The organism is Thalassospira indica, assembly GCF_003403095.1.
Lineage (GTDB): Bacteria > Pseudomonadota > Alphaproteobacteria > Rhodospirillales > Thalassospiraceae > Thalassospira > Thalassospira indica.
Genome location: NZ_CP031555.1, coordinates 2,025,524 through 2,050,266, shown reverse-complemented (window position 1 = coordinate 2,050,266; position 24,743 = coordinate 2,025,524). Strand labels below are relative to the sequence as shown.

Annotated in this window: 27 protein-coding genes; 18 read left to right on the top strand and 9 right to left on the bottom strand. The window is 54.7% G+C overall.

Annotation, left to right across the window (positions count from 1 at the left end; all coding sequences use genetic code 11):
* Nucleotides 1-43: 43 nt before the first annotated feature.
* Nucleotides 44-553, top strand: coding sequence for a DinB family protein (locus tag DY252_RS09700; RefSeq protein ID WP_082923581.1), 510 nt, complete (start codon nt 44-46; stop codon nt 551-553).
* 27 nt (nt 554-580) lie between these two features.
* On the opposite strand, the gene DY252_RS09695 is transcribed toward DY252_RS09700, so the two are convergent.
* From DY252_RS09695 to DY252_RS09685, 3 genes are all read right to left on the bottom strand, one after another.
* The gene (locus DY252_RS09695) at nt 581-1,366 is read right to left on the bottom strand and encodes an enoyl-CoA hydratase/isomerase family protein (RefSeq protein ID WP_064790091.1); all 786 of its coding nucleotides are present in this window, start codon (nt 1,364-1,366) and stop codon (nt 581-583) included.
* Nucleotides 1,367-1,483: 117 nt separating this feature from the next.
* A complete protein-coding gene (locus DY252_RS09690; RefSeq protein ID WP_064790090.1) occupies nt 1,484-3,208 on the bottom strand; it encodes a SulP family inorganic anion transporter in 1,725 nt (574 codons plus the stop codon).
* Nucleotides 3,209-3,336: 128 nt separating this feature from the next.
* A complete protein-coding gene (locus tag DY252_RS09685) occupies nt 3,337-3,609 on the bottom strand; it encodes a helix-turn-helix domain-containing protein (RefSeq protein WP_064790089.1) in 273 nt (90 codons plus the stop codon).
* A 262-nt stretch (nt 3,610-3,871) separates the two neighbouring features.
* Between DY252_RS09685 and DY252_RS09680 the strand changes: the two genes are divergently transcribed.
* On the top strand, nt 3,872-4,561 hold the full coding sequence (locus DY252_RS09680; RefSeq protein WP_044828964.1) for an orotate phosphoribosyltransferase: 690 nt from the start codon (nt 3,872-3,874) through the stop codon (nt 4,559-4,561).
* A gap of 91 nt (nt 4,562-4,652) precedes the next feature.
* On the opposite strand, the gene DY252_RS09675 is transcribed toward DY252_RS09680, so the two are convergent.
* Complete coding sequence (locus tag DY252_RS09675; RefSeq protein ID WP_064790088.1) at nt 4,653-5,360, bottom strand: glutathione S-transferase family protein; 708 nt, start codon at nt 5,358-5,360, stop codon at nt 4,653-4,655.
* A gap of 39 nt (nt 5,361-5,399) precedes the next feature.
* Nucleotides 5,400-5,771, bottom strand: a complete 372-nt coding sequence (locus DY252_RS09670) for a VOC family protein (protein WP_064790087.1) — start codon at nt 5,769-5,771, stop codon at nt 5,400-5,402.
* Nucleotides 5,772-5,890: 119 nt separating this feature from the next.
* Here DY252_RS09670 and DY252_RS09665 point away from each other — a divergent pair, with 119 nt between their 5' ends.
* The 7 genes from DY252_RS09665 to DY252_RS09635 all read left to right on the top strand — a co-directional run bounded on the left by DY252_RS09665 (nt 5,891) and on the right by DY252_RS09635 (nt 12,527).
* Nucleotides 5,891-6,766: a LysR family transcriptional regulator gene (locus DY252_RS09665; RefSeq protein ID WP_064790086.1), complete on the top strand. Its 876-nt coding sequence runs from the start codon at nt 5,891-5,893 to the stop codon at nt 6,764-6,766.
* A gap of 192 nt (nt 6,767-6,958) precedes the next feature.
* Nucleotides 6,959-7,567, top strand: a complete 609-nt coding sequence (locus DY252_RS09660) for a hypothetical protein (protein ID WP_064790085.1) — start codon at nt 6,959-6,961, stop codon at nt 7,565-7,567.
* 157 nt (nt 7,568-7,724) lie between these two features.
* Nucleotides 7,725-8,567, top strand: coding sequence for a universal stress protein (locus DY252_RS09655; protein ID WP_063087139.1), 843 nt, complete (start codon nt 7,725-7,727; stop codon nt 8,565-8,567).
* 608 nt (nt 8,568-9,175) lie between these two features.
* A complete protein-coding gene (gene hemA, locus DY252_RS09650) occupies nt 9,176-10,393 on the top strand; it encodes a 5-aminolevulinate synthase (protein WP_063087138.1) in 1,218 nt (405 codons plus the stop codon).
* 27 nt (nt 10,394-10,420) lie between these two features.
* A complete protein-coding gene (locus DY252_RS09645; protein WP_064790084.1) occupies nt 10,421-11,026 on the top strand; it encodes a hypothetical protein in 606 nt (201 codons plus the stop codon).
* A gap of 117 nt (nt 11,027-11,143) precedes the next feature.
* Nucleotides 11,144-11,683, top strand: coding sequence for a hypothetical protein (locus DY252_RS09640; RefSeq protein WP_008891313.1), 540 nt, complete (start codon nt 11,144-11,146; stop codon nt 11,681-11,683).
* 337 nt (nt 11,684-12,020) lie between these two features.
* Nucleotides 12,021-12,527 carry a GNAT family N-acetyltransferase gene (locus DY252_RS09635; protein ID WP_064790083.1) on the top strand — a complete coding sequence of 169 codons (507 nt, stop codon included), beginning with the start codon at nt 12,021-12,023 and terminating at the stop codon, nt 12,525-12,527.
* Nucleotides 12,528-12,553: 26 nt separating this feature from the next.
* Here DY252_RS09635 and DY252_RS09630 read toward each other — a convergent pair whose 3' ends face one another.
* Nucleotides 12,554-13,297, bottom strand: a complete 744-nt coding sequence (locus tag DY252_RS09630; protein WP_008891311.1) for an SDR family NAD(P)-dependent oxidoreductase — start codon at nt 13,295-13,297, stop codon at nt 12,554-12,556.
* A gap of 175 nt (nt 13,298-13,472) precedes the next feature.
* Between DY252_RS09630 and DY252_RS09625 the strand changes: the two genes are divergently transcribed.
* Nucleotides 13,473-14,195 carry an SOS response-associated peptidase gene (locus tag DY252_RS09625; RefSeq protein ID WP_231959804.1) on the top strand — a complete coding sequence of 241 codons (723 nt, stop codon included), beginning with the start codon at nt 13,473-13,475 and terminating at the stop codon, nt 14,193-14,195.
* 61 nt (nt 14,196-14,256) lie between these two features.
* On the opposite strand, the gene DY252_RS09620 is transcribed toward DY252_RS09625, so the two are convergent.
* Nucleotides 14,257-14,436 (bottom strand): hypothetical protein, encoded by a 180-nt coding sequence (locus DY252_RS09620; protein WP_063087136.1) that lies wholly within the window; start codon nt 14,434-14,436, stop codon nt 14,257-14,259.
* Between the two features lie 207 nt (nt 14,437-14,643).
* Nucleotides 14,644-15,501 (bottom strand): universal stress protein, encoded by an 858-nt coding sequence (locus DY252_RS09615; RefSeq protein ID WP_064790082.1) that lies wholly within the window; start codon nt 15,499-15,501, stop codon nt 14,644-14,646.
* 340 nt (nt 15,502-15,841) lie between these two features.
* Between DY252_RS09615 and DY252_RS09610 the strand changes: the two genes are divergently transcribed.
* Nucleotides 15,842-16,150: an ArsR/SmtB family transcription factor gene (locus DY252_RS09610; RefSeq protein WP_008891308.1), complete on the top strand. Its 309-nt coding sequence runs from the start codon at nt 15,842-15,844 to the stop codon at nt 16,148-16,150.
* A gap of 81 nt (nt 16,151-16,231) precedes the next feature.
* On the opposite strand, the gene pdxH is transcribed toward DY252_RS09610, so the two are convergent.
* Nucleotides 16,232-16,852 carry a pyridoxamine 5'-phosphate oxidase gene (gene pdxH / locus DY252_RS09605; RefSeq protein WP_008891307.1) on the bottom strand — a complete coding sequence of 207 codons (621 nt, stop codon included), beginning with the start codon at nt 16,850-16,852 and terminating at the stop codon, nt 16,232-16,234.
* A 146-nt stretch (nt 16,853-16,998) separates the two neighbouring features.
* Between pdxH and DY252_RS09600 the strand changes: the two genes are divergently transcribed.
* The 7 genes from DY252_RS09600 (at nt 16,999) to DY252_RS09570 (ending at nt 24,418) form a co-directional block, all read left to right on the top strand.
* On the top strand, nt 16,999-17,475 hold the full coding sequence (locus DY252_RS09600) for an RT0821/Lpp0805 family surface protein (RefSeq protein ID WP_008891306.1): 477 nt from the start codon (nt 16,999-17,001) through the stop codon (nt 17,473-17,475).
* Nucleotides 17,476-17,691: 216 nt separating this feature from the next.
* On the top strand, nt 17,692-18,621 hold the full coding sequence (locus DY252_RS09595) for a DnaJ C-terminal domain-containing protein (RefSeq protein WP_064790080.1): 930 nt from the start codon (nt 17,692-17,694) through the stop codon (nt 18,619-18,621).
* Nucleotides 18,622-18,792: 171 nt separating this feature from the next.
* Entirely contained in the window at nt 18,793-20,133 is a 1,341-nt protein-coding gene (locus tag DY252_RS09590; RefSeq protein WP_064790079.1) for a mechanosensitive ion channel family protein, read from the top strand.
* A gap of 101 nt (nt 20,134-20,234) precedes the next feature.
* Entirely contained in the window at nt 20,235-20,933 is a 699-nt protein-coding gene (locus DY252_RS09585) for a thermostable hemolysin (protein ID WP_064790078.1), read from the top strand.
* 8 nt (nt 20,934-20,941) lie between these two features.
* A complete protein-coding gene (locus tag DY252_RS09580) occupies nt 20,942-22,978 on the top strand; it encodes an AMP-binding protein (RefSeq protein ID WP_064790077.1) in 2,037 nt (678 codons plus the stop codon).
* Nucleotides 22,950-23,753: an SDR family NAD(P)-dependent oxidoreductase gene (locus DY252_RS09575; RefSeq protein WP_231959802.1), complete on the top strand. Its 804-nt coding sequence runs from the start codon at nt 22,950-22,952 to the stop codon at nt 23,751-23,753. The genes DY252_RS09580 and DY252_RS09575 overlap by 29 nt, the downstream gene beginning before the upstream one ends.
* Nucleotides 23,750-24,418: a tetratricopeptide repeat protein gene (locus DY252_RS09570; RefSeq protein ID WP_064790075.1), complete on the top strand. Its 669-nt coding sequence runs from the start codon at nt 23,750-23,752 to the stop codon at nt 24,416-24,418. Before DY252_RS09575 ends, DY252_RS09570 begins: the two co-directional genes overlap by 4 nt.
* Nucleotides 24,419-24,743 lie beyond the last annotated feature (325 nt).

The following is a 24,743-nucleotide window of genomic DNA, read 5'->3' as shown; positions in this document are numbered from 1 at the left end:
TGATCAAACTGACCCCGCCACCACTTATTTCAGGATATCTTCAATGGCCCGGATGACATTTGACGACTATGGCTGCGCAATGGCCAAATACAACACGTGGCAGAACAACGTGCTTTATGATCTTTGCGATCAGATTGGCGACGAAGAACGCCGCCGTGATCGCGGCATGTTCTTTAAGTCGATCAATGCCACCCTTAACCATCTGGTGCATATAGACCGTCGTATTCTCAGCATCATGAAAACTGGAAACGCCCCGGTCTATGATGCCCACACTCAGGTCGCCGATGATTTTGATGAGTTGCGCCAAATCCGCCGCGACCTTGATGCCGAGATCGAGGCTTTTGTCGCCTCGGACGATCGTGACTGGCAGGATGGATATCGCAAGTTCACCGGTGTCGACGGCATCACGCGCACCCTGCCCCGCCCGCTATTTTTGGTGCAGTTTTTCAATCACCAAACCCATCACCGTTCCCAGATCACCAGCGAATTGCACAAGATGGGCATTGATTACGGCATCACCGACGTGCCGTTGACACCGGATTTGGGACTTTAACAGGCCGACTGTTAAAGCCCTCGATGCCTATTTCCCGGTGAAGATCGGTTTACGCTTTTCAAGAAACGCGGTGTAGCCTTCCTTGAAATCGGCACTTTCAAAGGCGCGGTAGCCTTCATCAAATTCATGCATGTCAATTGAGCCACCCTGGCGCAGACGGTTCAGCATGCTTTTGTGCGCCCGCTGCGTCAGCGGCGCGCCACCGGCAATACGTTTGCCGGTCTTGGCAACTTCCTCGTCAAACGCCTCAAGTGTGACATGACGGGCGATAAAACCGATCTCGCGCGCCCGGACGACATCAAACACCTGCCCTTCAAGCAGGATTTCGAACAATGCCGCCTCGCCCAGCAGATCAAGCATGATTTCGAGCTCGGGATAGCCAAGTGTTGCGCCAAGCTTCATCGGCGGTACAGCGAACTTTGCGTTATCGGCGGCAATGCGCATGTCGCACGCTGCCGCCAGCACGAATGACGCCCCCATGCACGGGCCATCAATCGCGGCAATCACCGGATGGGTGCAGTTCTGGATGGTCTGAAGCGCCTCGGCATGCAACATGCCGTAATCGCGCGCTTTGTCGAACCCGGACCGTTCCCGCACGAACTCATGGATATCTGCCCCGGCGCCAAAACCGGCGCCCTCGCCACCCCGAATAATCACGCAACGCAGATCAAGATCATCCGACAATTCGTGGACAATCGTCGCCAACGCACCCCACATCGGTTTGGTCAGGGCGTTCTTGCGTTCCGGCTGACAGATCGTGATGGTGGCAACGCGATCATCAATGGTGACATTCAGTCCGGTCTGATCAGTCATGGCATTTCCTTTTGGGGCTTGCTGTTTGGGCACAGCTTAAATCGGCATAACGATACCGAATAAACCCAAAATGCTGTTTTGCCAACAAAAGACCAATTGGTTGCGCCCGACTGCGGGTTAATCCCGCAATGTGCCAAGCTTCTCGCCCAGCCATTTGACAGCCTGTTCAACATCGGCCTCATAATGGATTGCTGGCGGCTTCATCCCGTGCACAAACAAATCGCGCCGGATATCGTGTTTCGTGCCGCTAAAGACAATCAGCCCGCCCCGGCTGCGCACTTTTTGAACCAGGCTTGCCAGCGTATTGGCGGCTGTGGAATCAAGAAAAGGCACGGCTGAAAAATCAACAACCAGTGCGCGGCGCGTATCACCGATACGATCCAGCACCGACCCGAAGGCCGCCGTCGCCCCAAAGAAAAAGACGCCGGAAATTCGGTAAACAACGATGTCGGGATCACCAGCCGATACAGGATCCGATGCCATCAAGACGACCTGATTATCCGCCCGGTCTTCGGCAACAAAAGGTGTGGCACTTTCGATATCGGCCATGCGTGACATACGCCGGATGAACAGAACCGATCCCAATGCAAACCCGACAACAATCGCTTCAAGCAGGTCGCGAAACACGGTCAGAAGCAACGTTGTCAGCAAAACCGCCGCATCACCACGCGATGATCGCAGCAAAGTAACGATGGCGTGCTTTTCGATCATGTTCCAGGCAACGGTCGCCAACAGACCGGCAAGGCATGCCAGGGGAATGAACCCCGCCAAGGGGGCCGCAATCAGAATGAACAGCAACAGAAACACGCCGTGTAAAATTCCGGCGACCGGACCATGCGCCTTGGATCGCACATTGGTTGCTGTGCGCGCGATGGTGCCGGTGACGCAAATGCCCCCGAACAGGCCCGAGGCCACGTTTGCAACACCCTGTGCTACCAGTTCGCAGTTCGATCTGTGCCGACGTCCGGTCATGCCATCGGCCACCACAGCAGACAACAACGACTCAATCGCCCCCAAAAGCGCAAATGCAATTGCGTTCGGCAGCACCGCCTGCGCCTTGGCAAAATCAATTTCGGGCAAGGATGGCATTGGAAAACTGCTTGGAATGCCGCCGTAAATACTTCCGATCGTTGCGACCGGAAGATCAAACACAGCCGTTATCAACGCGGCACCGACCACGGCAATCAGCATGCCCGGCCAATGCGGGCGAACATATTTAAGCCCGACAATCACCAGAATAGTCGACCCTGACAACATCACGGTAGCAAGATCCATACTCGGCAAAGCGGCCCAGATAACCGGCAGCTTTTCAAGAAACGGTCCTGGCTCCGCACCACCAAGATCAAGTCCAAGCAGATCCTTGATCTGGCTGGCAAAGATGATGAAGGCAATTCCGGCGGTAAAACCAACCGTCACCGGATAGGGAATAAACTTGATATAGGTGCCCAGCCTGAAAAGGCCGATTAAAACCAGAATCCCGCCCGCCATGATCGTTGCCAGCAACAGGCCATCCATGCCGTGCGCCTGAACGGTGGCTGCGACCAGAACAATAAAGGCACCAGCCGGTCCCCCGATCTGAAACCGGCTCCCGCCCAGAAGCGAGACCAGTATCCCGCCAATAATTGCGGTATAAAGGCCTTGTGCCGGTGTCGCCCCGGATGCAATTGCAATCGCCATCGACAATGGCAAGGCAACGATGGCAACGGTCAGCCCCGCAATCGCATCTGCACGCAATTGGGCAAGACCGTACCCTTCACGCAGAACGGTGATCAGTTTCGGTGTAAACAGTTCGACAAAATCCGGTTTTGGATACCAGCTTTTCTCTGGATTTTCTGGCTTCATTTTGCTTGGCACCCTCATTGGGTGATTGCACACATCAATTCCCCGGCCGGGCCGGGATGATACAGGCTCTTACCGATCAGCCGTCACCAAATTTGGCGACTGCACGAACCGGCATTTTTGACTGCACGCTAACCGTTACCCGAATGTCGGGTTTCCGCTTCCTTCAGCCGAACACCCCGACCAGCCCCCATACTCGGAGCCTGTTCGCCAATAAGCTCGATACCGGCACGGTCAAGCGCCTCAACCACCTTTGAAAGGGTATCTACGACTCCTCGTACATTGCCCTGACTGGCTTCCATGCGCTGAATGGTCGGAACCGAGACGCCTGACATTTCTGCCAGCATTTTCTGGTCAATTCCCAAAAGGGCCCGCGCGGCCCGCATCTGTCCGGCTGTAATCATCAAGTCACCCTTCCAACAGGCAGATCATCAAACTCCAGATGTAACAAATTCACCTTATAACTTCAATTATGATATCTCAGATATCACTACTGGTGCATTATGTATCATCATAATGACAACAGAACCCCACTTGCATCCCCTTGCTCGGGCAACAGAAACCGCAAAGAAACCTGACCAAATGGTCAGCGGCTTTTCTTTGCGCTTTTCGGTCAAAAGCGCTAAGAGGTCCGCAAATAGTCGATCCGGAGAAGGTATAGCCGCCATGACCACTGAAAAGCCGACCGCGCATTGCACCTATGCTGCCAAAACTGTCGCCAAGATTTTGCTGGATATCGGGGCTGTGAATTTCCGCCCGGAAGAGGCCTATATCCTGACATCCGGCTGGGCCAGCCCGGTTTACATCGATTGCCGCAAACTGATTTCCTTCCCGCGCGCCCGCCGCAAGGTCATTGAACTCGCCGCCCGTCAGGTATCCGATGCGGCTGGCTACGAGGCCTTTGACGCGGTTGCTGGTGGTGAAACGGCTGGTATTCCCTATTCCGCATGGCTCGCCGATGCGCTTGACCTGCCGATGCAGTATGTGCGCAAAAAGCCCAAGGGCTTTGGCCGCAAGGCGCGCATCGAAGGCGACATCCACGAGGGACAGCGCGTTCTTCTGGTCGAAGACCTTGCCACCGACGGCGCATCAAAGGTCAACTTCGTCAACGCCATCCGCGAAGCCGGTGCCGAGTGCAAACATGCATTTGTCGTCTTCTTCTATGACATCTTCGAAGGCGCGCTTGATGAACTGCGCAAGGACGACATCGAAATGCATTATCTTGCGACCTGGGCCGATGTCCTCGCCGTTGCCGAAGAAGGCGAATATTTCAGCAAGGATGCTATCGAAGGTGTGCGCTCCTTCCTGAACGACCCGATCGGCTGGTCAAAGGCCAATGGCGGCAAGCACGACTGATCCAACGGATCCCAAACACGAAAAACGCCCGCACGATAGATTCGGCGGGCGTTTTTGTTATGCCTTTTTGGCGGCTCACGGCGCAATCACATCACCGACTTGGTGATGCAAGCATGATGTTGTCTTGCGGTATCATGCGTAAACGGTTTGCCAGATATCCGTCCTTGCACGCGATGAATTCGTGCAGTTCCCGATAATAGGTGGCGGGCACTGCGTTTCGGACCGTCTCGTGCTTGGCCAAATCGCTTGCCCAGCCACGCAACCCGGGAAAGCCGGCAAACAGATCCCGGTTGAGCCCGACCGCGATCAGGGCAAACGGCCGAAAAACCGTCGCAAAAACGATATCAAGCATCGAAAGCTCTCTGTCCGCGTCCAGGGCCTGTGGCGATATCAGATCCGACACAATCGACATCTGTTTGTGGATCTGATGCATCGTCGCATCGACGCTGCTTTCAGACAGATCGCGATAAATCAGATCCGCGGTAAGGGATAATAACTTATCCCCTATCGCAACCACCGCCTGCGCCAAGGCAAGGTCATAGGCATCCGCCCCACACGGTTTTTTACCCGTAATTGTCTCAAGGTACTGGCAGATGGCTGCGGCCTCAAACAAGGTCCGCTCATCATCAACCACCAGAACAGGAACGTTTCCCGTCGGACTCAGTGCCAGAAACCAGTCCGGCTTGGCATCAAGGGCAATGTCGGTGCGTTTATGGGCAATGCCATTTTGCGACAGAACCATCGCCACACGCTGGACATAGGGGCAAAGCCGATGACCAATCAAATGATATGATGACATCAGCCCCACTCCCGCGCCGCATCACAACCAATCATCGCCTTAGCCCATATGATGGATGTTGAGTTTGTTACCATCGAGATCGCGGAAGTAAGCCGCGTAAAACCCATTTTCATGGCGCTGCCCCGGCTCACCTTCCGACGATGCACCAAGCGAGATCGCCTTTTTATAAAGCGCATCGACTTGGTCACGTGACGCGGCGGAAAGGGCGATCATCGTGCCGTTTCCAACCGTTGCCGCATTCCCGTCAAACGGAACATGCACCGAAAATGCCGGGCTGCTTTCGCCAGCACTCCAGACGATAAAGTCCGGCTGTTCAAAGACGCGTTGCGCCCCAAAATCGGCAAGCAATGCGTCATAAAACGCGCCCGAACGCGATAGGTCATTGGTGCCGAGTGATGTGTATCCGATCATGTTTTCTTTCCTGACATATGAAGGTGAATTCCTTGATACCGTCACCGTAAGGAATTTCAATTTTGCAATACATAGGCAATTTTGTAGTATCTGATTGCAAATTTGAAACGGAGCACCGATTGGACTGGAACTATATCAAGTCGTTTCTCGCCATCGCGGAAACAGGGTCGCTTGAATTGGCCGCGCAGAAAATCCGGGTCAGCAACACCACGGTGTTTCGCCATATTCATGCGCTTGAAGAACAGGCAGGCACCCGGCTTTTTGATCGCATACGCGGCCAGTACAGCCTGACCGATGCCGGGACAGAAATGCTTGTTCCCGCCCGTCAGATCATGAACAGCTTTGATGTCATCAACACCACCATTGCGGGGATAGATGCCGCTCCGGCCGGTTTGGTACGCATCACCGCACCAACCAGCTTTTCCTATTTCTTTCTGCCAGACCATCTTGCCCGGTTTCAGGACCAATGGCCCGACATTCAGATCGAACTGCTTGCCAGCAACCTCGAATTCAATATGACGCAGCGATATGCCGATATTGCCGTTCGGGTTGCGGCCAACCCACCCGAACATCTTGTTGGCAAGGAAATCCGCACACTGGAATGGGGCATCTATGGTGCCGCAGAAAAATATCAGCCCGCAAAGCTTGATGACCTGCTGGCGGAACCCTTCATCGGCGCGTCCGGAACGCTGGCAAGCTACGCACCTTATAAATGGCTCGATGCGAACCGCCGCACGCCGCATAAACAGCAAACCGATGATCTGATCGCGATGGCGCATCTGGTGCGCGCCGGATGCGGTCTGGCCTGTTTGCCATCCGACCTTGCCCTTCCGGGTTTGCGGTTGCTTGCGCCGTTGCCGGAAATACCGGCAAACAAGCTTTGGGTTTTAACCCATCCTGATCTGCGCAACATTTCGCGGATCCGCGAAACCATGCGATGGATCGCCAAATCATTAAAGGACGAACCGCGGCTGTCGCCGGGCAAAGAACGGTGAATGTGACGGAGGCTCGATATTACCGTCTGATTGCGTTCCTTGGCCACGCACTTGCCCGGACTGGACAGACTCCGTAACGACGTTCAATATGTTCGCAAGCAAAAGCAAAGTCATAGCAGCGACTGTGGCAGAGTTCGGGACAACAAACTGACGTGACCAAGGCGCGCCCGCCACCGGTCGGAGGAACAACGCATGTCGATGCGCAAGATTGCCAAATGCCTGCCCGCAATCGGACTGGGCCTTGCCCTGTCGGGGTGCATGGCCCCGGTCGAAGAACCGGTCACGATGTCCAACAGTTCCGACACCATCGTTACCCCGTGGGGTGCACCGGCCCAGAATACCCGCCCGGTATCATCCCCGGCCACCATGCAGGGGGCTACGTCTGCGGGGGGAAATGATAATCTGGTCATGATGGACGATCCCAATCGCAAGGCGATGGATGAAATGCGCCAAAAGCAGATCGACGAAGCCCGTATTGCGCTGGGCATTCTTGATCGGATGGCGCAGCGCTGCGTTCAATCCGGCGATGCCGCGGCCTGCACCACGCTTCAAACCAATTGGAGCACCCTGTCACAGCAACTGCACAAGACGCTTTCGATGATGTCAGGCGACACAATGCAGATGCCAAACAGTGTCCCGACCGATGATCCGGCGATGCCCGCCATGCCCGCGATGAACGACAGCGCACCGATGACACCTGCCCCCGTCACGCCCCCTGCCACCACAGGCGTTCCGGCTGGCGGCGACATTCCGACCATGGAAAAAACCATCCCGATGACCGAACCGGGTGCGGACGGGTGATACTTGGCCCGAAATTACAACTTGGAATAATTTAATTTGAGATAGAGCAAAGAAACCATACCGAGACGACGATAGGGTAGCCACAGACATTAAGGCCAAGGGCAATTTGACAGATTTCGGGTCAGCCCCACGCCACCTACCGAATGGAGATCGGATCATGTATCGGGATATTCTTGTTCATATCGACACCTCAGCTGCCTGCAAGGAACGCCTTTCTGTTGCGTTGAAAGTTGCCAAGGCGCAGGACGCGCACCTTACCGGTCTTTTCCTGCTGCCCTATCCTGAAATTCCGCGCTTCATGGAAGTCCAGATCACCGAGGAAATCATCAATCAGCAGCGATCTGCGATGGCGGAAACCGCAAAGGCTGCACGCACCCAGTTTGAAGAAACCTGCAACGCGGCCGGTGTTGCTTTCAGTTGGCAAGAAACCTCCTGCCCGGCGTCCGAAATTGCCGACACCACCGCAATGTATGCCCGCCATCATGATCTGACGGTTCTTGGCCAGCACGACCCGGAAAGTTCCGATCCGTGCTCTGTTTCGGAAATGCCGGACAAAGTCATCCTGACCGCAGGCGCGCCGGTTCTGCTTGTGCCCTATGTCGGCAAGTTTGATACCATCGGTGATCGCGTCATGGTCGCCTGGAAGCCCTATCGCGAGGCCGTGCGCGCGATGAATGACAGCATGCCGTTCCTCGAGGCCGCAAAATCCGTTCTGGTTCTCTGTGCCGACCCGAACAAGGGTGCCCGCGATACCATGCCGGTTCCGGGTGTCGATATTGGCGAACGCCTGAAATGCCATGGCGTGAATGCCAAGAAAGAAAGCATGAACGCATCCGGCATCAGTGTTGGCGATCTAATTCTGTCGCGCGCAGCCGATGAAAGCATCGACCTGATGGTGTGCGGCGCCTATGGCCGTCCGCGCCTGCGTGAACTGATGCTTGGTGGCGTCACCCAGCACCTTCTGCGTCACATGACCGTTCCTGTCCTGATGTCACACTAGGCAACAACATTTCGCATTCCCAAAAACCGGCTGGAACTTTCGGCCGGTTTTTTATTGGCTATGCCGATTGCAAGCTTGCTAACAAGCAGCCGCACACAGACTAATCCCTTGTCTAGCCACGGAAAAATCAAGCAATCCGTTTTTAGCTCCGCCATCAAATCCAAAATTTACCCGCAAATTTATCTGATCATCAACATTAATACATATTGAAAATCATATGTAATTTCTGTCATGATTGATTTTTCCGATGGATGAAAACGATTTAATTGTGGCGCAAAAGCTGTTCGAATCCTTGCCAAATGACGCCAACGAGGCCAAATTGGGTCTTAAGACAAAACGGAGCTTGCTCCGAAAAGAGATCGACACAAGAGAGATGGATCGCCTTCTCTGATCTGATGGTTCCAAACAAGACTGGAATCGCTTTAATTTTTGACAAGGGTCAATGCCGTATCCGCCGTCATGGTTGATAAGGGAACCATAAAGACCCGGTCGAACCGGAGGATATGTCCAGAATCAGGTCGCTGATCTGGACGAGACCAGAGCTTTGTGATGCCACGACCAGATACAAAGTCCGTGACACTGCAAAGAGACAGGCGAAAGAAACAAGTATGAATTACAACACCTTCTTCAAAGATGCGCTGTCCGGCCTCAAGGCTGAGGGCCGCTATCGTGTATTCGCCAATCTCGAACGTATTGTCGGAAAATTCCCCAAGGCGCTTTATCACCCCGATAACGGCGAAGCCCCGCGTGAAATCACCGTATGGTGCTCGAACGATTATCTTGGCATGGGCCAACACCCCAAGGTGCTTGAAGCCATGCAAAACGCCATCACCGGTCAGGGTGGCGGTGCGGGTGGCACGCGCAATATTTCCGGTTCCAACCATCTGCATGTCGCGCTTGAGCGGGAGCTCGCCGACCTGCATGGCAAGGAAGCCGCCCTTCTGATGACCTCGGGCTATGTCGCGAACTGGACCACGCTGTCAACGCTGGGATCGAAGCTCCCGGATTGCGTGATCATTTCCGACTCCGAAAACCACAATTCCATGATCGAAGGCATGCGCCACTCCAAGGCAGAGCGCCGCATCTGGAAACATAACGACGTCGCCCATCTTGAGGAAATCCTCAAGGATCTCGGGCCGCAGCGCGCCAAGATCGTCGCGTTCGAGTCTGTCTATTCGATGGATGGCGATATCGCGCCGATCAGCCAGATCCTTGATCTTTGCGAAAAATACAACGCGCTTTCCTATCTGGACGAAGTTCATGCGGTTGGCATGTATGGCCCGCGCGGCGGCGGTGTTGCCGAACGTGATGGCGTCATGCACCGCGTCGACATCATTCAGGGCACCCTTGCCAAGGCCTTTGGCGTGATTGGTGGCTATATCGCAGCCAAGCCTGAAATCGTCGATTTCGTGCGCAGCTTCGGCAATGGCTTTATCTTTACCAGTTCCCATCCGCCAAGCATCGCGGCGGGTGCGCTGGCAGCCGTGCGTCATCTGAAAGAAAGCAATGTCGAACGCCTCGCCCAGAAGGAACGCGCCGATACCCTGCGTGCACGCATGCGCGCGGTCGACCTTCCGGTCATGGACGCGCCAAGTCATATCGTTCCCCTGATGGTGGGCGATCCCGCCATGTGCAAGGAAGCCAGCGACCGTCTGTTGTTCGAACATGACATCTATGTCCAGCCGATCAACTATCCAACCGTCCCGCGCGGCACCGAACGCCTGCGCTTTACGCCGGGCCCGCTGCATAATGACGAATTGGTCGATCACTTGATCGACTCGCTCCTGTCGGTCTGGAGCAAACTGGGCATTTCCAAGGTCGCCTGAGGCAATTCCAGATTTAAGTGATCAAGGATGAACGAAAACAGCGGCAACCTCTATTCTAAAGGTGTTTTGCGTTTAGTAAATCTGCTAAGCGCACTCATTTTCTTTGGCTCTGTAACATACGTGGTGTATTTCGCTTTCAATTATGAGCAGATGCCTGCTCCCGCTGAGCTAGGAATACCATACTTCCTTATATTGTCGGCAGTTTGCGCACTTCTTATCAATGCAAATCACGAACGTCTCAGTTCAATTTTCACAAAAATTGGGCCTGTAGAGTTTCGTGAAATGCTTGAAGAACAAACTGAAGAAGCGAACGAGGTAATTCTCGGAATTGAGGAACGGTTTGAATATATTGAACACAGTCTCAAAGAAAATGATGATCCCGCCGGTTGGCAGCATATGTTCTCTCATGACAGAATTTCGAAGCTGATTATCAATTATTTGGATTTCTCCAACAACAAGCCAATCTCAGCCCTGCGTCTGCAACGGGTAGCAGGCAAACAACACGGTTACGAAGAATTAGCGACGACGAATTCACTAGCTCTCCGAACAACACTTAGTGAAATGGTTCGAAACGGAACACTTACAACATCTCTTAGTGCCCGAGGAAACCGCTTGTATCAGCTTGCCAACTAGCAGCGAAGGCCTTGCAGTTCCTTACCATCACAATATATCTAGTGTGCATAGAGCTATAGTTTGCAATTAAGAACCGTTCGCCTTAATGTCGGACCTGTCATCAAACAGGGACCGCCCATGTATTCGGATAAAACCTTGCTCCCCAAAGAATGTCTCCGCCTGTGCGCACTTGGCACCCTTGCCCTTTCCGAAAAGCCGATCAGCTATGGCGATCTGGCCAACGAGGTGCGCCATTTCATGTCGCACATCATGGGGCCGTCCTTGGATATGATGGGAAGTTCGCTTCAGCTGCTCAAGCTTGAAGGCCTGGTCAAGGAAGATACCTCAAGCGGCGGGTTGTCTGACGCGCAACTGAGCCTGACCGATGCCGGGCACAAGAAGTTCATCGAACTAATGCAGGGCAATGTCCGCGATACATCGGGCGAGCTTTCGCGCCTGATCATGGCGCTCAAGATGCGGTTCCTGCATCTGCTTGATCATGACATCCGCACCGAACAGATCGAAATCCTGCAAGACGTCTGCGAACTTGATCTCGAACGCGTCCTGGCCCTGCGGGACGAGCACGCAAACGAGGCCGAAAACTTCACCAGTTGGCTTGAAATGGAAGTCAAACGCCTGGAGCAAAAACGCGACTGGCTTAAAAGCCTTTCAGCGTAAACCGTTTTCCCGTTATAGTCGTGATGTAGACCATAATGCATTAACTCTGATGCACTTTGCCGGAGGCATGGTTTTGTCGAGCAAGGAAAGGTTCGCCGAGCGTAGCGGGGCTACGGTCAAGAGCCTTGACGCTGAGCGGCAAAACCATGTCCCGGCCCGAAGGGTTTGAAGTTGGCGGCCTTTGGCGACGTTACAACACTTGAACGATGCGCCGCATCGTCCTGCATGCTGTGCCTTGCCAAGCGACACGCCAATTTCAAACAAAGTGAACCAGACTTAATGCATTATGGTCTGAACCCGCAGGAAGCAGGTCCAACGTCACAGGCAGGGACGGAAAATGTTGATACGTGAAGAAACCGAAAAAGATATCGCGGCGATTCACGCGTTGCTGGATGGTGCCTTCGCAACTGCACCCCACAGTCAGCAGACCGAACATTTGATCGTCGATGCGCTCCGAAAAAGTGGTCAACTCACCCTTTCCCTGATCGCGGAACAGGACGATGAAATTGTTGGCTGCATCGCGTTTTCACCGGTGAAGATCGATGGCAAAGCCTGTGGTTGGTTTGGCCTTGGCCCCGTTGCGGTCACGCCGGATCGCCAAGGCTTGGGCATTGGCTCCGAGCTGATCCAAAGCGGTATCCGCCATTTGCGCGCAGATGATGCCCACGGCTGTGTCGTGCTGGGCGAGCCGGATTATTATGGCCGGTTTGGCTTTGCGCCCCTGCCCGATCTGAAACTTGAAGGCGTGCCCGACGAATATTTCATGGCACGCCCATTGGTTGATGAAATCCCGGCGGGTTTGGTCGAATACGATCCGGCCTTTTACGTCAAGGCTGACAGCTAAGAAGTCATCCAATCCCAATCGGCTGATCAGTACAGATGCTGCCCGCCGGTGACAAAGATTTCCGTGCCGGTGACATAGGTACTGTCATCCCCCACCAGATAATGCACCGCCGCCGCCACGTCTTCGGGCGTGCCCATCCGGTTCATCGGAATACGTGGCACAAGCGCCTCATATTCCGGGGAAATCATATCAGTCTTGATTTCGCCCGGTGCCACTGCATTGACCCGCACCCCAAGCTCGGCAAACTCAACGGCCATTTCACGCGTCAGGCCCGAAAGCGCTGCCTTTGAGGTCGAATAGGCCGACCCGGCAAACGGATGGACATAATGCCCCGCGATCGAGGTAATGTTGCAAATCGCCCCCTTGCCCCGATGCAGTGCTGATGCAAACCCGCGCGAAAGTGTAAGCGGCGTAAAGAAGTTCAGCTCAAACACATCACGCCAGGCGGCAATATCACCATTCAGACAACCAAGCCGCTCCTTATAGGGGGTCTTTGGCGACACACCGGCATTGTTGATCAGGGCATGCAACGGATCATCGCCCAGAACTTCGTTCGCCTCGGCGATAAAGGCTTCGACCTCTGCCGGTTTGGACAGGTCAGCACGGATGTGGATGCCCAATGCCGGATCGCGCGGGCAACTTGGCGGCGGGGCTTCGCGTGAACAGCAAATCACCCGCCAGCCGCGCTTGGCAAAATATCCAACCGTAACATGGCCGATGCCACGACTGGCACCTGTCAGAACGACTGTTTTCGGGGCATTGCTGCTCATTGGTGTACTCACTTCACAAGATACGCAGGCAAACAGAATTTTGCTGACTTTCTTATAGCACCACAGGCCCCGCCATCGAAGGAAAAGCCTTGTACTGTAAGATTTTTCTGCAGTCACCGTCGCGATATAGGCTGCCCTACAGGCATTTGGCAAGGGATGCGAAACAGGCTATGTTTTGGCCATTGTAAAGATGGGCAAGACCATGTGCAGCCGCTTTGATCTTAACAGCGATATCCGCGCCTTTCAGGTTCAGCTTGGCCTGGAAATGGAAGATATCATTCGCATGCCATTACCCGACGGGTTCAGTCGCAACGGATCAGATGACGAGGACGAAGACGCCGCCTTCGACAGCCTGACCGGTACGCGTCGGCCGACCGATCCGATTGCCGTCATTCTGCCGCATCAAAAGGCCGTCATTCGATATTGGGGGCTGAGCATCCCGGGCATGAACAGCCCGATGATCAATGCGCGCGCCGAAACCCTGAGCGAGAAGCCAACCTTCCGACCACTTTTGAACCGCCGCTGCCTGATCCCGGCAAGCGGTTGGTATGAATGGCGCAAGGACGGCACGGCAAAGCACAAGAACCGGATCACCCTGCCCGATCATCAACCGTTTCTGTTTGCGGGCCTCGAAAACGGTCGTGAGGCCACGATCATCACCTGCGCGCCATCGGGCTCAATCGCCCATATTCACAACCGGATGCCGGCTGTGATCGGCCCGAACCATCTGGCGGCCTGGCTTGATCCGCACATGGCGTTCGAAGATCTGGGATACATGCTGGGTCCGCTTCCTGATCATGTTCTGTCATGGCAGGAAGAAAGGTCGGATCGTCCCAAAACAGATCAGAATACGGATGCGGATGAGAAAACAAACCAGATTGATCTGTTTTCAAAATAGGCTGCTTGGGCAGGCATGCAGCCTGTCTGGCCCAATCAGTCCAAAATTGAGAATAAGATGATCAGTCGCTGTCAACGTCGTTGGCGGCACATGGTGCCGCATTGCATGACTGCAACGCACCGCCAGCTTGACCAGACAGCAACGCAGCAAGATCAGGCACACCAACATTCGGATTGTTAAGTTCCTGTGCCAGGTCTTCGGACATCGAAGCGAAATCGATGATATCGCGCAATGACAACATGGGTTTTCCCCTGTCAGACGTTGATTTCCCACAATGCGAAACACCTCGTTCATCGGGGTTTCGTCACTTTCTTATTTCTGTAACCCTGTTCCTATTTATCCCGCAACGCAACAAAAAAAGGCGCATCAAAAATGCGCCTTTTCAGTCATATACCATCGGTTAGGTAATATAATTTCGCGATATCAGGCGCTTAAGCAGCCCCTTGGCTTAGTGCATTATCCAAAGCGGCAAGGCACATTTTGCCAACATATCCTGCGTCACACCGCCAAGGATCATCTCCTTGAAGCGTGAATGGCTGTACGCCCCCAGAACAATGGTATCAGCACCGCATTTTTCTGCCTCGGAAATCAAGGTATTAGCAACCTGTCCGGTTTCCGTGCTCTCAACCACGGCCGCATCGACTCCGTGCCAGCTGAACTGTTCAGCCAACGCCTTGGCGCATGCACGGCCATAGGGAACCTCGCCGACACTGACAATCGTGACTTCCTTGGCATTGCGCAACATCGGCATGGCGGAAGTAACCGCGCGCGCGGCCTCGATCCCGCCATTCCAGGCGATCATGACTTTTTCACCGATGGTCGCCGGGGTTACTTCTGGTGCCACCAGGATCGGACGTCCGGTTTCCATCAGGGCCGCATCAAACGTCAGCGATGCGGAGGCTTCCTTGGGATCCCGGCCAATCACCACCAGATCAAACAGACGCCCGCGCCGCGCCACTGTTTCGTCTTCGCGTCCGCTATCCTTGCGCCAGGCGCAGGTCGGCTTGGCATCTGCGCTCGGTGTGTTGGACTCTTCAATGCCGGCCTCTTTAACGGCGGCGGCAAAGGATGCCTTGCCGCTGGCTTCGCGTTTTTCGGTTTCGGTGGTGGCGGCCTGGATCATTTCTTCGATGATCAGGCCGGACATGCCTTCGCCAACAATCGGAATGGCGTCTTGTGGTTCGGCCGCAACAAAAAGCGCCTCAAGATGCGCGTTGAATGACTTGGCCAGCTTAAAGGCTGTCGCCATCACACGTTTGTCGATTGCCGTGCCTGCTACCGGTGCCAGAATGGTGCGAATTGCCATGTTAACTACTCCCGCCTGTCGAACAGGTCATTGAACCTGCCTGAAATACCGACTGATGATGCCTTTACTGCCAAGCAGTCTGAGGTCTTTTGCCCCAGCTTTCTTTGTTCAAGATCAAAAATTTGCGAAAGTTATTATTATTCTTATACTTTGTTGGTGTCGGTGGTTGGTGCCGGATCGGTTTTTCTCAATCGACCGTGCACAAAATGATTGTAACATGAATGCCAACGATTACGATGACGCTTTAAAGATCGAGATATTATTCTCTTGGGTAGGATACCGGGCATTCAAAGCAAAAATGCGACCTGGTGTGCAGAGTTAAGAACGGGGTTACTCGCGGATGGACTATACGGCACTGCACGAGAATGCACGTGAAGCTGCAGAATTTCTCAAAACGCTCGGCAATGAGTGGCGTCTGCTTATTTTGTGCTCTCTCGGCGACACGGAAAAATCCGTTGGCACGCTGGAAAATGAACTGGGCATCAAACAATCCGCCCTGTCACAGCACCTTGCACGCCTGCGCCGCGAAGGGCTTGTGAAAACCCGCCGCGATGCGCAAACGATTTATTACTCGCTGGCCAATCCTGACATCATGAAAATCATCGCCGTGCTGCAGGACACCTTCTGTCCGCCAGAACCCGCAGTCTAAAGTGCACCGATCCAAAATACAAAAACGCACAAGGCTTGATCCCCTTGTGCGTTTTTTGCGTTCTGGAGTCTCGTGGCTTCCTTACGGAAACAGCTTTTGCGTATCCCAGCCGCTATCGGCGTCATCGCGGGTAAACAGCTTGCGGTCATGCAGGCGGAATTTGCCCTCTGCCCAGAACTCGATCCGGTCCGGGACAAGGCGATAACCGCCCCAATGTTCCGGACGCGGCACTTTGCCAAGACCAAATTTGGCGGTGAATTCCGCAACCCGTTTTTCAAGATCAAACCGGCCACTCATCGGGCGCGACTGAATGGATGCCCACGCCCCCAACTGGCTGCCACGCGGGCGGGATGCAAAATATTCATCTGACTCGGCCGCATCGACCTTGGCAACCTTGCCCTCGATACGCACGCACTTTTCAAGCGTCTTCCAGTGGAAACACAGGGCGGCAAAACCGTTCTCGGCCAGTTGATCCCCCTTGCGGCTTTCATAGTTGGTATAGAAAACAAATCCGCGCGGATCAAAACCCTTAAGCAGCACAATGCGCGCCGACGGGCGACCTTGCGCATCGGCAGTCGCAAGCGTCATCGCATCCGGATAGGCAGTCTCGACCTTTTTTGCGTCCGCAAACCAGGTTTCGAACATGTCGAACGGGGCATCGTGGGGTTCATGCCCAATTTTTGGCGCATTTTTCTCGTTCATTGCGAAAGGATTTCCTTTGGCTGATTAAATTTGTTGCCGTCAGGACGACATATTTCGGAACTACGGTGGCAGCAACAACGTTGGATCAATATATATACCCAAAGAATATCGGTTGGGACTGTAAAGACAAGATGGGCAAATTAAACATGAAATTCCGTCAGATCGTTATCCCGGTGGTCATGACCGCCTTTATCGCTGGCTGCGCCCAGGATCAGGGTCAGAAGCAAACGGCCGGCACACTTCTTGGTGCCGTCGGTGGTGCCGTCGCAGGCGCACAGTTCGGCAAGGGCAGTGGCCAGCTTGTCGGTGTTGCGCTTGGTACGCTTGCTGGTGCCTTCATCGGCAGCGAAGTCGGCAAGTCGCTTGACAATGCCGACCGCGCCATCATGGCAAAAAGCACCCAGCGCACGCTGGAAGCCACCCCGACTGGTCAAACCACCACTTGGAACAACCCCGATACCGGTGTTCAGGGTACGGTGACCCCGACCCGCACCTATCAGGAACCGAAAACCCAGGAATATTGCCGCGAATACCAGCAGACGGTGATGATCGGTGGTCAGGAAGAAACGGCTTATGGCACCGCCTGCCGTCAGCCGGATGGCAGCTGGAAAGTCGTCAACTAAGCCTTGCTAAAAATCTGAAATGACAGGCGGTGCGGTCCTTGCGATCTGCGCCGCCTTTTCATATCTGGTCATCGGTTCGGGCGACAAACCCGTCTTAATGTCATTGTTTCGGATCAGATGCGGCAAAATGGTTCATCTTTTGCGGCGCATGATCTAATAATGAACACAACGTGCAAATCACATAACGTGCTTTTAGTTTCTGGAACCGGTCAGTAAATGCAGGATCCCTACAAGACACTTGGCGTTGCCAAAAACGCCAGTCAGGAAGAAATCAAAAAGGCCTATCGCAAACTGGCGCGTGAACTTCACCCCGATGTCAATCCGGGCGATGCCAAAATCGAAGAACGCTTCAAAAAGGTATCGAGCGCCTATCATCTTCTCGGTGATGCGGAGCGCCGCAAGAAATTCGACAATGGTGAAATCGACGCCGATGGTCGCGAAACCAGCCCGTTTGCCCGTGGCGGCGGACATGCCGGTGGCGGCTTTGGCGGCGGTGATCCGTTCGGCGGCTTTTCCGGTGCCAATGCCGAGGACATCTTTGACGAAATTTTCGGCAAGGGACGCGCACGTTCTGGCGGCGGCGGTTTCGGTGGCTTTGGCGGGGAACGCAAACCCAGAAAGGTCAAAGGCCCGAACATCTCCTATGAGCTGAGCCTTGATTTCGCTGAGGCCATCCTTGGCACGACCAAGCGTATCAATCTTGCCAGCGGCAAAAGCCTTGAGGTCCGCATTCCACCCGGAAGCGAAAACGAACAGACGCTCCGTCTTAAAGGCCAGGGTATGGCGGGCATGAATGGTGGCGAGGCCGGTGATGCGCTGATCAAGCTGCATGTCCATCCGGATAAAACCTTCCGACGCGAAGGCAATGACCTGCATTGTGATCTGGCAATCAGCCTGTCTGAGGCCATTCTGGGTGGCTCCATCGAAGTGCCGATTGTCGATGGCAAGGTCAATATGAAGCTGCCAGCCAACGCCAACAGTGGCACCAAACTGCGCCTGCGCGGCAAGGGCGCGCCCTATGACCGGGGCAACAAACGCGGTGATCAATATGTTCACCTGACGGTCAAGCTGCCCGAAGAACGCGATGATGAATTGGTCGAGTTCATCAAGGACTGGTCTGAAAAGCACCCCTACAAGGCGCGCTAACCCATCCATCCAAAGCCGGCATTCGCCGGCTTTTTTCTTGGTCCGTTGGCACTCGGGGTTGGGCGATACAAAAGGCCCTGCGTTGAAAGGTGCCTGTTAATCCCGTTCCGTGTTACCATATTGTTTTAACGGGCTTTGTCGCAAAGAACGAAACCTATCATCAGGGACAATATGGAACAGCTCAGCAATCCGGACATCTATTTGCAATGGCTTGAACAGGCAATCGCCTGGATCTCTGCAAATGTCCTGCTGGTCCCGATCCTGATCCAGATTGCTGCCTGCCTGCTTGCCACCATCCTGGCCTTTTTGCTGCGTGGTCGTCTGGCGTCGCTTCTCGCACGCTTGCAGGACTGGAAGCCGCTTTTACCCTATGCCGGGTTTCGACGCTTTGCGTTGGTGCTGCCCAGTCTTGCCTTCCCGCTGATTTTTGTCACTGCCATCTGGCTGCTCGATGCCATCGCCATTCAGGCTGGCTACCGCCATAACATCATCCGGTTGGTGGCAAGTCTTCTGAATGCATGGATTGTCATTCGTCTCGCCGCGGCCGTTGTGAATGATCCTGTCTGGTCACGCACCATTGCCACCGTCGCCTGGACGTTGGCAGCACTCAACATTGTCGGATGGCTGGAACCAAGTATCGCAATACTCGACGGGCATGCGATTGAATTCGGCGAATTCCGTATTTCGGTCTATGGCATCATCAAAGCCGTTCTCTCGCTTGCGGTTTTGCTGTGGGTGGCATCCTTTGCCTCACGCCTGTTTGAACAACGCATCCGCAAGGTCCATCACCTGACCCCGTCGGTGCAGGTTCTGATGGCAAAGCTTCTTAAGCTTGTCTTGCTCTCAATCGCCGTTTTGTTTGCGCTTTCGACCATGGGTGTCGATCTGACGGCACTTGCCGTATTTGGTGGTGCGGTCGGTGTCGGGATTGGATTTGGTCTGCAACGCATTTTCGCCAACCTGATAAGCGGCGTGATCCTGTTGCTCGACCGCTCGATCAAGCCCGGTGATGTCATTGCAATTGGCGATACCTTTGGCTGGATTCAGTCACTGGGCGCACGCTATACCGCCGTTCGGACCCGCGACGGAACAGAGTTCCTGATCCCCAACGAAGACCTGATCACCAATCAGGTCGAAAACTGGAGCCACTCGGACGTCAAGCTGCGCCTGAAAGTCCCGGTCGGCATTTCCTATAACTGCGATCCCCATCTTGCGATCAAGCTGTGTAACGAGGCGGCGGCAAAATGCGCACGCGTGCAGGACAATCCCGGGCCCAATACCCTGATGCGCGGTTTTGGGGATAACTCGGTCGATCTTGAAATCCGGTTCTGGATCAACGACCCGCAAAACGGACGCGGCAATATCATCAGCGAAGTTTTGCTCAATGTCTGGGATGCCTTCATCGAACACAATATCGAAATCCCGTTCCCGCAACGCGATTTGCACCTGCGCAGCAGCGATGAACCGATCCGCGTGGAAATGACACAAAGCCCCTCCTCCAAACGATCCTGACCCTGCCCAACACCTCGATTTAAGTTGATTTCAGCTCTTCAGCTTGCTGTCAGGTTGCGACGCCAGAATGCGTTATTCACGTATCAAAAGGCGTCCACTGAATGCTGCAGCTTAATTACAACGAAAACGGCAATCCCTCGGCCAGACTTCGTTTGCAGAAGAACGGGTTTCTGTCCCGCGTGCCGACGCATGCTTGCGCCATTTCAATCCTGACCAATACGGCGCGCGAACGCGCCGAGGTCGAGGATTTTATCTCTGGCATCTATGCCCGCACTTATGAGGCAAAAATATCGGTTCATTACGACACACTGATGAGTGTGCGCGATGATCACGGCGATATTGTCGCGGCCCTTGGTTTTCGATCCGCCGGGCATGGTCCGCTGTTTCTCGAACAGTATCTCCGCCGACCGATCAATTCGATTCTGGGCATTCCCCGCCACGAGATTGCTGAAATCGGCAATCTGGCATCAAACGGATCAGGCGCGTCATCCTTCCTGTTCACCGCCCTTTCGGCTTATTTGCATCATAGCGGCTTCAAACAGGCGGTCGTAACCGGTACCGCAAGTCTTGAAAAACGGTTCCAGAAAATGGGGTTGGCGCCGGTGCGTCATGCACTCGCCGACCCGGCCCTGCTTGAATGCGGCAACACCGATTGGGGCCGGTATTACGACACGCGCCCGCATGTTCTCTCGGGCTCGGTCTCTTTGGGATATCTGCGCCTGCAATCGCTTTTTGGCGCCGAATACAGCCACATGCGCCCGCGCCTTTATCCCCGTCTCCAACATAATGGCGAGGTCTGAGTCTGATCATGCTGTTTTCACGCATCGGCCAACACCCGGCCGACAAAATCGCCCTTAAAAGCCAGACCGATCAGATCACCTATGGCGACCTGATCAAGCGCATTGACGACCACGCCAAAGACCTTACCGATGTCGATGTTCTTGGCATCGCGCTTGATAACGGTATCGACTGGGTACTTTGGGACTTGGCGGCACTCAAATCGGAAACCATCTGTGTTCCGATCCCACCCTTCTTTACCAAAGCACAGATTGATCACGCCGCCGCAGCCGCTGGCATCACTCACATGATCACACCAGATGGCATGGTGCGAACCGGTCTTGCCAAATCCACGACCATCCCGGCAGGAACTGTAAAAATCACCTTCACATCCGGCACCACCGGCACCCCCAAAGGGGTCTGTCTGCCTGCAACCGCCATGATGAATATCGCAAGCTCGATCTATCAGATGCTGGGCGACGGATTTGCCGGCACGCATTTTTCCGCCCTGCCCCTGGCCGTCTTGCTGGAAAATGTTGCTGGCGTCTATGCCGGACTTCTCGCCGGTTGCACCGTGCATCTTACGTCCTTGCGGAACTTTGAGGCGCAGTACGAAAACCTGCATGGCTTGCTCAAGGGGGCTGATGCCACCTCGGTCATTCTGGTGCCGGAACTGCTGCGCGCCCTGATGATGCAGGTCATGCAATATGGCCCGCTGACCAAACTTGATTTCATTGCCGTTGGCGGCGCGCGGATTGATCCCGCCCTGATTGCCAAGGCCCGTCAGATCGGACTTCCGGTTTACGAAGGATATGGCCTTTCTGAATGCGCATCGGTGCTGTCGTTGAACGTTCCAGGCAAGGACAAACCGGGCACGACGGGCACGCTGTTGCCGCATGTCAGCGCAGAAATCGTCGATGATGAAATCGTCATTCGCAATCCAGGCTTCCTTGGCTATGTCGGCGATCCGTCCTCGGCAAACGCGTCCCTTTCGGAACGCTTCGCCACCGGTGACCTTGGCCAGATTTCGAACGATGGCTTTGTGTCCGTTACCGGACGGCGCAAAAACGTCCTGATAACCTCAAACGGGCGCAACATATCACCCGAATGGCCCGAGGCCGCCTTGCTGGCCCAAACCGCCATTTATCAGGCAATCGTTTTTGGCGACGGCCAAGCCCATCTTGAAGCCCTGATCGTACCAAGCAGCACTGATGCTGACATCCCTGCCGCAATTCAGGCCGCAAATGCCAGCCTCCCCGACTATGCCCAAATCAAACATTTCACGCTTTGCGCACCCTTCACCGCGCAGAACGGCTGCCTGACCGGAAATGGTCGGCCCAAGCGTGATGTGATCGTCAAACAATTTGTCTCCTCACAAAACACTTCGGAGCTCCCCATGAATTTCTATGATCGTTTGGTTGCCCAGACCGCTGACGCCCGCAACGCGCTTTATCACGTTCCGCAACTCGTTGACGGACTGTCGGGCAATATTTCGAGATCGACCTACGTCGCCTACCTGACGGAGGCCTATCACCACGTCAAACATACCGTTCCATTCCTGATGGCAATGGGATCGCGCCTGCCCGATGACAAACGCTGGCTGCACAAGGCGGTGATTGAATATCTCGAAGAAGAAGAAGGCCACGAAGAGTGGATCCTTGATGATATCGAGGCCGCCGGTGGCGATCGTGAAGCGGCGCGCAACGCAACGCCCAACCTCGAAACCCAGGTGATGGTCGCCTATAACTACGACTACATCGCGCGCAAAAACCCGGTCGGTTTCCTTGGCATGGTCTTCATGCTTGAAAGCACCTCGACCCAGATCGCAAGTCAGGGTGCAGACGCCGTCATGACCGGTCTTGATTTGCCGAAATCGGCCTTCAGCTATCTGTTCTCGCACGGATCGCTGGATATCGAGCACATGAAATTCTTCGAGAAAACCGTCAACCAGATCACTGACCCGGACGATCAGGCCGCGATCATCGAAGTCGCCAACAACACCTTCCGCCTGTTTGCCAACCTGTTCGCAGCGATCCCGCATGAAGGACAACGGAAAAATGTTGCTTGAGGGAAAAGACATCTTTCTCACCGGTGCAACCGGCGGGATTGGAAAACCCCTTGTGGAAATCCTGAAAGAACGCGGTGCGAATGTCCGGTCTTATGACCGGGCATCCGAAGGCGATCTGATGGAACGGATCGATACGACCTGCAAGGCGCTTCGCGAAAACACGCCTGATATCCTGATCAATCTCGCCGGGATCAATGATTTCGGCTATGCCGAAGATCAGGATTACGACGCGCTGTTAACCCTGAACCTGCTGGTGCCGATGCGTCTTTGTCAGGCGGTTCTGCCCGCCATGCGACGCCGCAACCACGGTCAGATCGTCAATATCGGCTCGATGGTCGGCTTGATCCCACTGCCGCACATGACGGGTTACGCCGCCGCCAAATCCGGCCTCAAAGGCTATAGCGACGCGCTTCGCCGGGAACTGTGCGGCACATCGATTACGGTCAGCCATATTGCACCCCGTGCTGTCAGTACCAGCATGAACAGCGGCAAAATTGGCATGCTTAATCGCATGACCAAAGCCAGCGAAGATACCCCGCGCGATGTTGCACTTCGCATTGCCAACGCCATTGAACGCAACGCCAGCGATTTTCGCATTGGCTGGCCAGAACGCCTGTTTGCCTCGCTCAATGCACTTGTCCCCTCGATGATCGACAAAGGACTGCGCAAGAACACCCGGATCGGCGAAGAAATACTCCAGACCGGTACGATACCAACCCGGCCGGAACTGATCACAAAAGCCGACCGGCAAGACGCACAGAGGAACATCGCATGAAAATCAAACGCCAGATTACCTCATTCGCCATTGCGACCGGTCTTCTTCTGGGTCTGTCGGCAGCGACATATGCCCAAAGCGCACCCCCTGCTGCAATGGACGGTGTCCGACATTTGCAACGCGAATGGGCGCATATCAAATACGACATCACAGACGAGGATGCGCAACTCGATGCCATTCACAAGCTTGAGGCCGACGGCGAAAAGCTGCGCGCACAGTTCCCCGACAGCCCGGAAGTGCAAATCTGGCAAGGCATCATTCTTTCGACCGATGCCGGAATTGTCCGTGGCATTTCAGCACTTGGCAAAGTGCGCGATGCCCGTGAACTTTTTGAAAACGTGATCGAAACGGCCCCGACCGCGATGGATGGCTCTGCCTATACCTCGCTCGGATCGTTGTATTATCAGGTCCCGCCCTGGCCACTGGCTTTTGGCAGTGACACCAAGGCCGAGGAAAACCTCAAAAAGGCGCTGGCGCTTAATCCAAACGGTATTGACCCGAACTTTTTCTATGGCGATTTCCTGCGCCAACAGGAACGCTATGACGACGCCCGGGTCTATTTTGAAAAGGCACTGGATGCGCCTGATCGTCCTGACCGCCCGCTTGCCGATGCCGGACGCCGGGCCGAAATCGCCCGTGCGCTCAATGAAATGGCCAGCCGATAACGACTGCCAATCATCAGCTCATCAAAAAGGCCGGGAAGACTGCAAATCCCGGCCTTTTTCCTAAAGCACGTCGCGTTTAATCGGTACCATTTTGCCGGAGGCAGCCTTCTGTCGCACAAGGAAAGATCCGCAGAGCGTAGCGGGGCTACGGTCAAGGATCCTGACGCAGTGGGTACGAAGGCTGTCCCGGCCCGACGGGTTTGATTTTGGCGACGTTTCGCGGCGTTACACCGTTTGACCGATGCGCCGCATCGCTCTGCACGCTGTGCCTTGCCAAACCACTCGCCAAAAACAAACAAAATGATGCCGATTAAACGCGACGTGC

Bases quoted from the DNA above. Each gene is read 5' to 3' on its own strand.
- DY252_RS09700 (WP_082923581.1), top strand. From the start codon at position 44: ATGGCCCGGATGACATTTGACGACTATGGCTGCGCAATGGCCAAATAC.
- DY252_RS09695 (WP_064790091.1), bottom strand. From the start codon at position 1,366: ATGACTGATCAGACCGGACTGAATGTCACCATTGATGATCGCGTTGCC.
- DY252_RS09690 (WP_064790090.1), bottom strand. From the start codon at position 3,208: ATGAAGCCAGAAAATCCAGAGAAAAGCTGGTATCCAAAACCGGATTTT.
- DY252_RS09685 (WP_064790089.1), bottom strand. From the start codon at position 3,609: ATGATTACAGCCGGACAGATGCGGGCCGCGCGGGCCCTTTTGGGAATT.
- DY252_RS09680 (WP_044828964.1), top strand. From the start codon at position 3,872: ATGACCACTGAAAAGCCGACCGCGCATTGCACCTATGCTGCCAAAACT.
- DY252_RS09675 (WP_064790088.1), bottom strand. From the start codon at position 5,360: ATGTCATCATATCATTTGATTGGTCATCGGCTTTGCCCCTATGTCCAG.
- DY252_RS09670 (WP_064790087.1), bottom strand. From the start codon at position 5,771: ATGATCGGATACACATCACTCGGCACCAATGACCTATCGCGTTCGGGC.
- DY252_RS09660 (WP_064790085.1), top strand. From the start codon at position 6,959: ATGTCGATGCGCAAGATTGCCAAATGCCTGCCCGCAATCGGACTGGGC.
- DY252_RS09655 (WP_063087139.1), top strand. From the start codon at position 7,725: ATGTATCGGGATATTCTTGTTCATATCGACACCTCAGCTGCCTGCAAG.
- hemA (WP_063087138.1), top strand. From the start codon at position 9,176: ATGAATTACAACACCTTCTTCAAAGATGCGCTGTCCGGCCTCAAGGCT.
- DY252_RS09645 (WP_064790084.1), top strand. From the start codon at position 10,421: ATGAACGAAAACAGCGGCAACCTCTATTCTAAAGGTGTTTTGCGTTTA.
- DY252_RS09640 (WP_008891313.1), top strand. From the start codon at position 11,144: ATGTATTCGGATAAAACCTTGCTCCCCAAAGAATGTCTCCGCCTGTGC.
- DY252_RS09635 (WP_064790083.1), top strand. From the start codon at position 12,021: ATGTTGATACGTGAAGAAACCGAAAAAGATATCGCGGCGATTCACGCG.
- DY252_RS09630 (WP_008891311.1), bottom strand. From the start codon at position 13,297: ATGAGCAGCAATGCCCCGAAAACAGTCGTTCTGACAGGTGCCAGTCGT.
- DY252_RS09620 (WP_063087136.1), bottom strand. From the start codon at position 14,436: ATGTTGTCATTGCGCGATATCATCGATTTCGCTTCGATGTCCGAAGAC.
- DY252_RS09615 (WP_064790082.1), bottom strand. From the start codon at position 15,501: ATGGCAATTCGCACCATTCTGGCACCGGTAGCAGGCACGGCAATCGAC.
- DY252_RS09610 (WP_008891308.1), top strand. From the start codon at position 15,842: ATGGACTATACGGCACTGCACGAGAATGCACGTGAAGCTGCAGAATTT.
- pdxH (WP_008891307.1), bottom strand. From the start codon at position 16,852: ATGAACGAGAAAAATGCGCCAAAAATTGGGCATGAACCCCACGATGCC.
- DY252_RS09600 (WP_008891306.1), top strand. From the start codon at position 16,999: ATGAAATTCCGTCAGATCGTTATCCCGGTGGTCATGACCGCCTTTATC.
- DY252_RS09595 (WP_064790080.1), top strand. From the start codon at position 17,692: ATGCAGGATCCCTACAAGACACTTGGCGTTGCCAAAAACGCCAGTCAG.
- DY252_RS09590 (WP_064790079.1), top strand. From the start codon at position 18,793: ATGGAACAGCTCAGCAATCCGGACATCTATTTGCAATGGCTTGAACAG.
- DY252_RS09585 (WP_064790078.1), top strand. From the start codon at position 20,235: ATGCTGCAGCTTAATTACAACGAAAACGGCAATCCCTCGGCCAGACTT.
- DY252_RS09580 (WP_064790077.1), top strand. From the start codon at position 20,942: ATGCTGTTTTCACGCATCGGCCAACACCCGGCCGACAAAATCGCCCTT.
- DY252_RS09575 (WP_231959802.1), top strand. From the start codon at position 22,950: ATGAAGGACAACGGAAAAATGTTGCTTGAGGGAAAAGACATCTTTCTC.
- DY252_RS09570 (WP_064790075.1), top strand. From the start codon at position 23,750: ATGAAAATCAAACGCCAGATTACCTCATTCGCCATTGCGACCGGTCTT.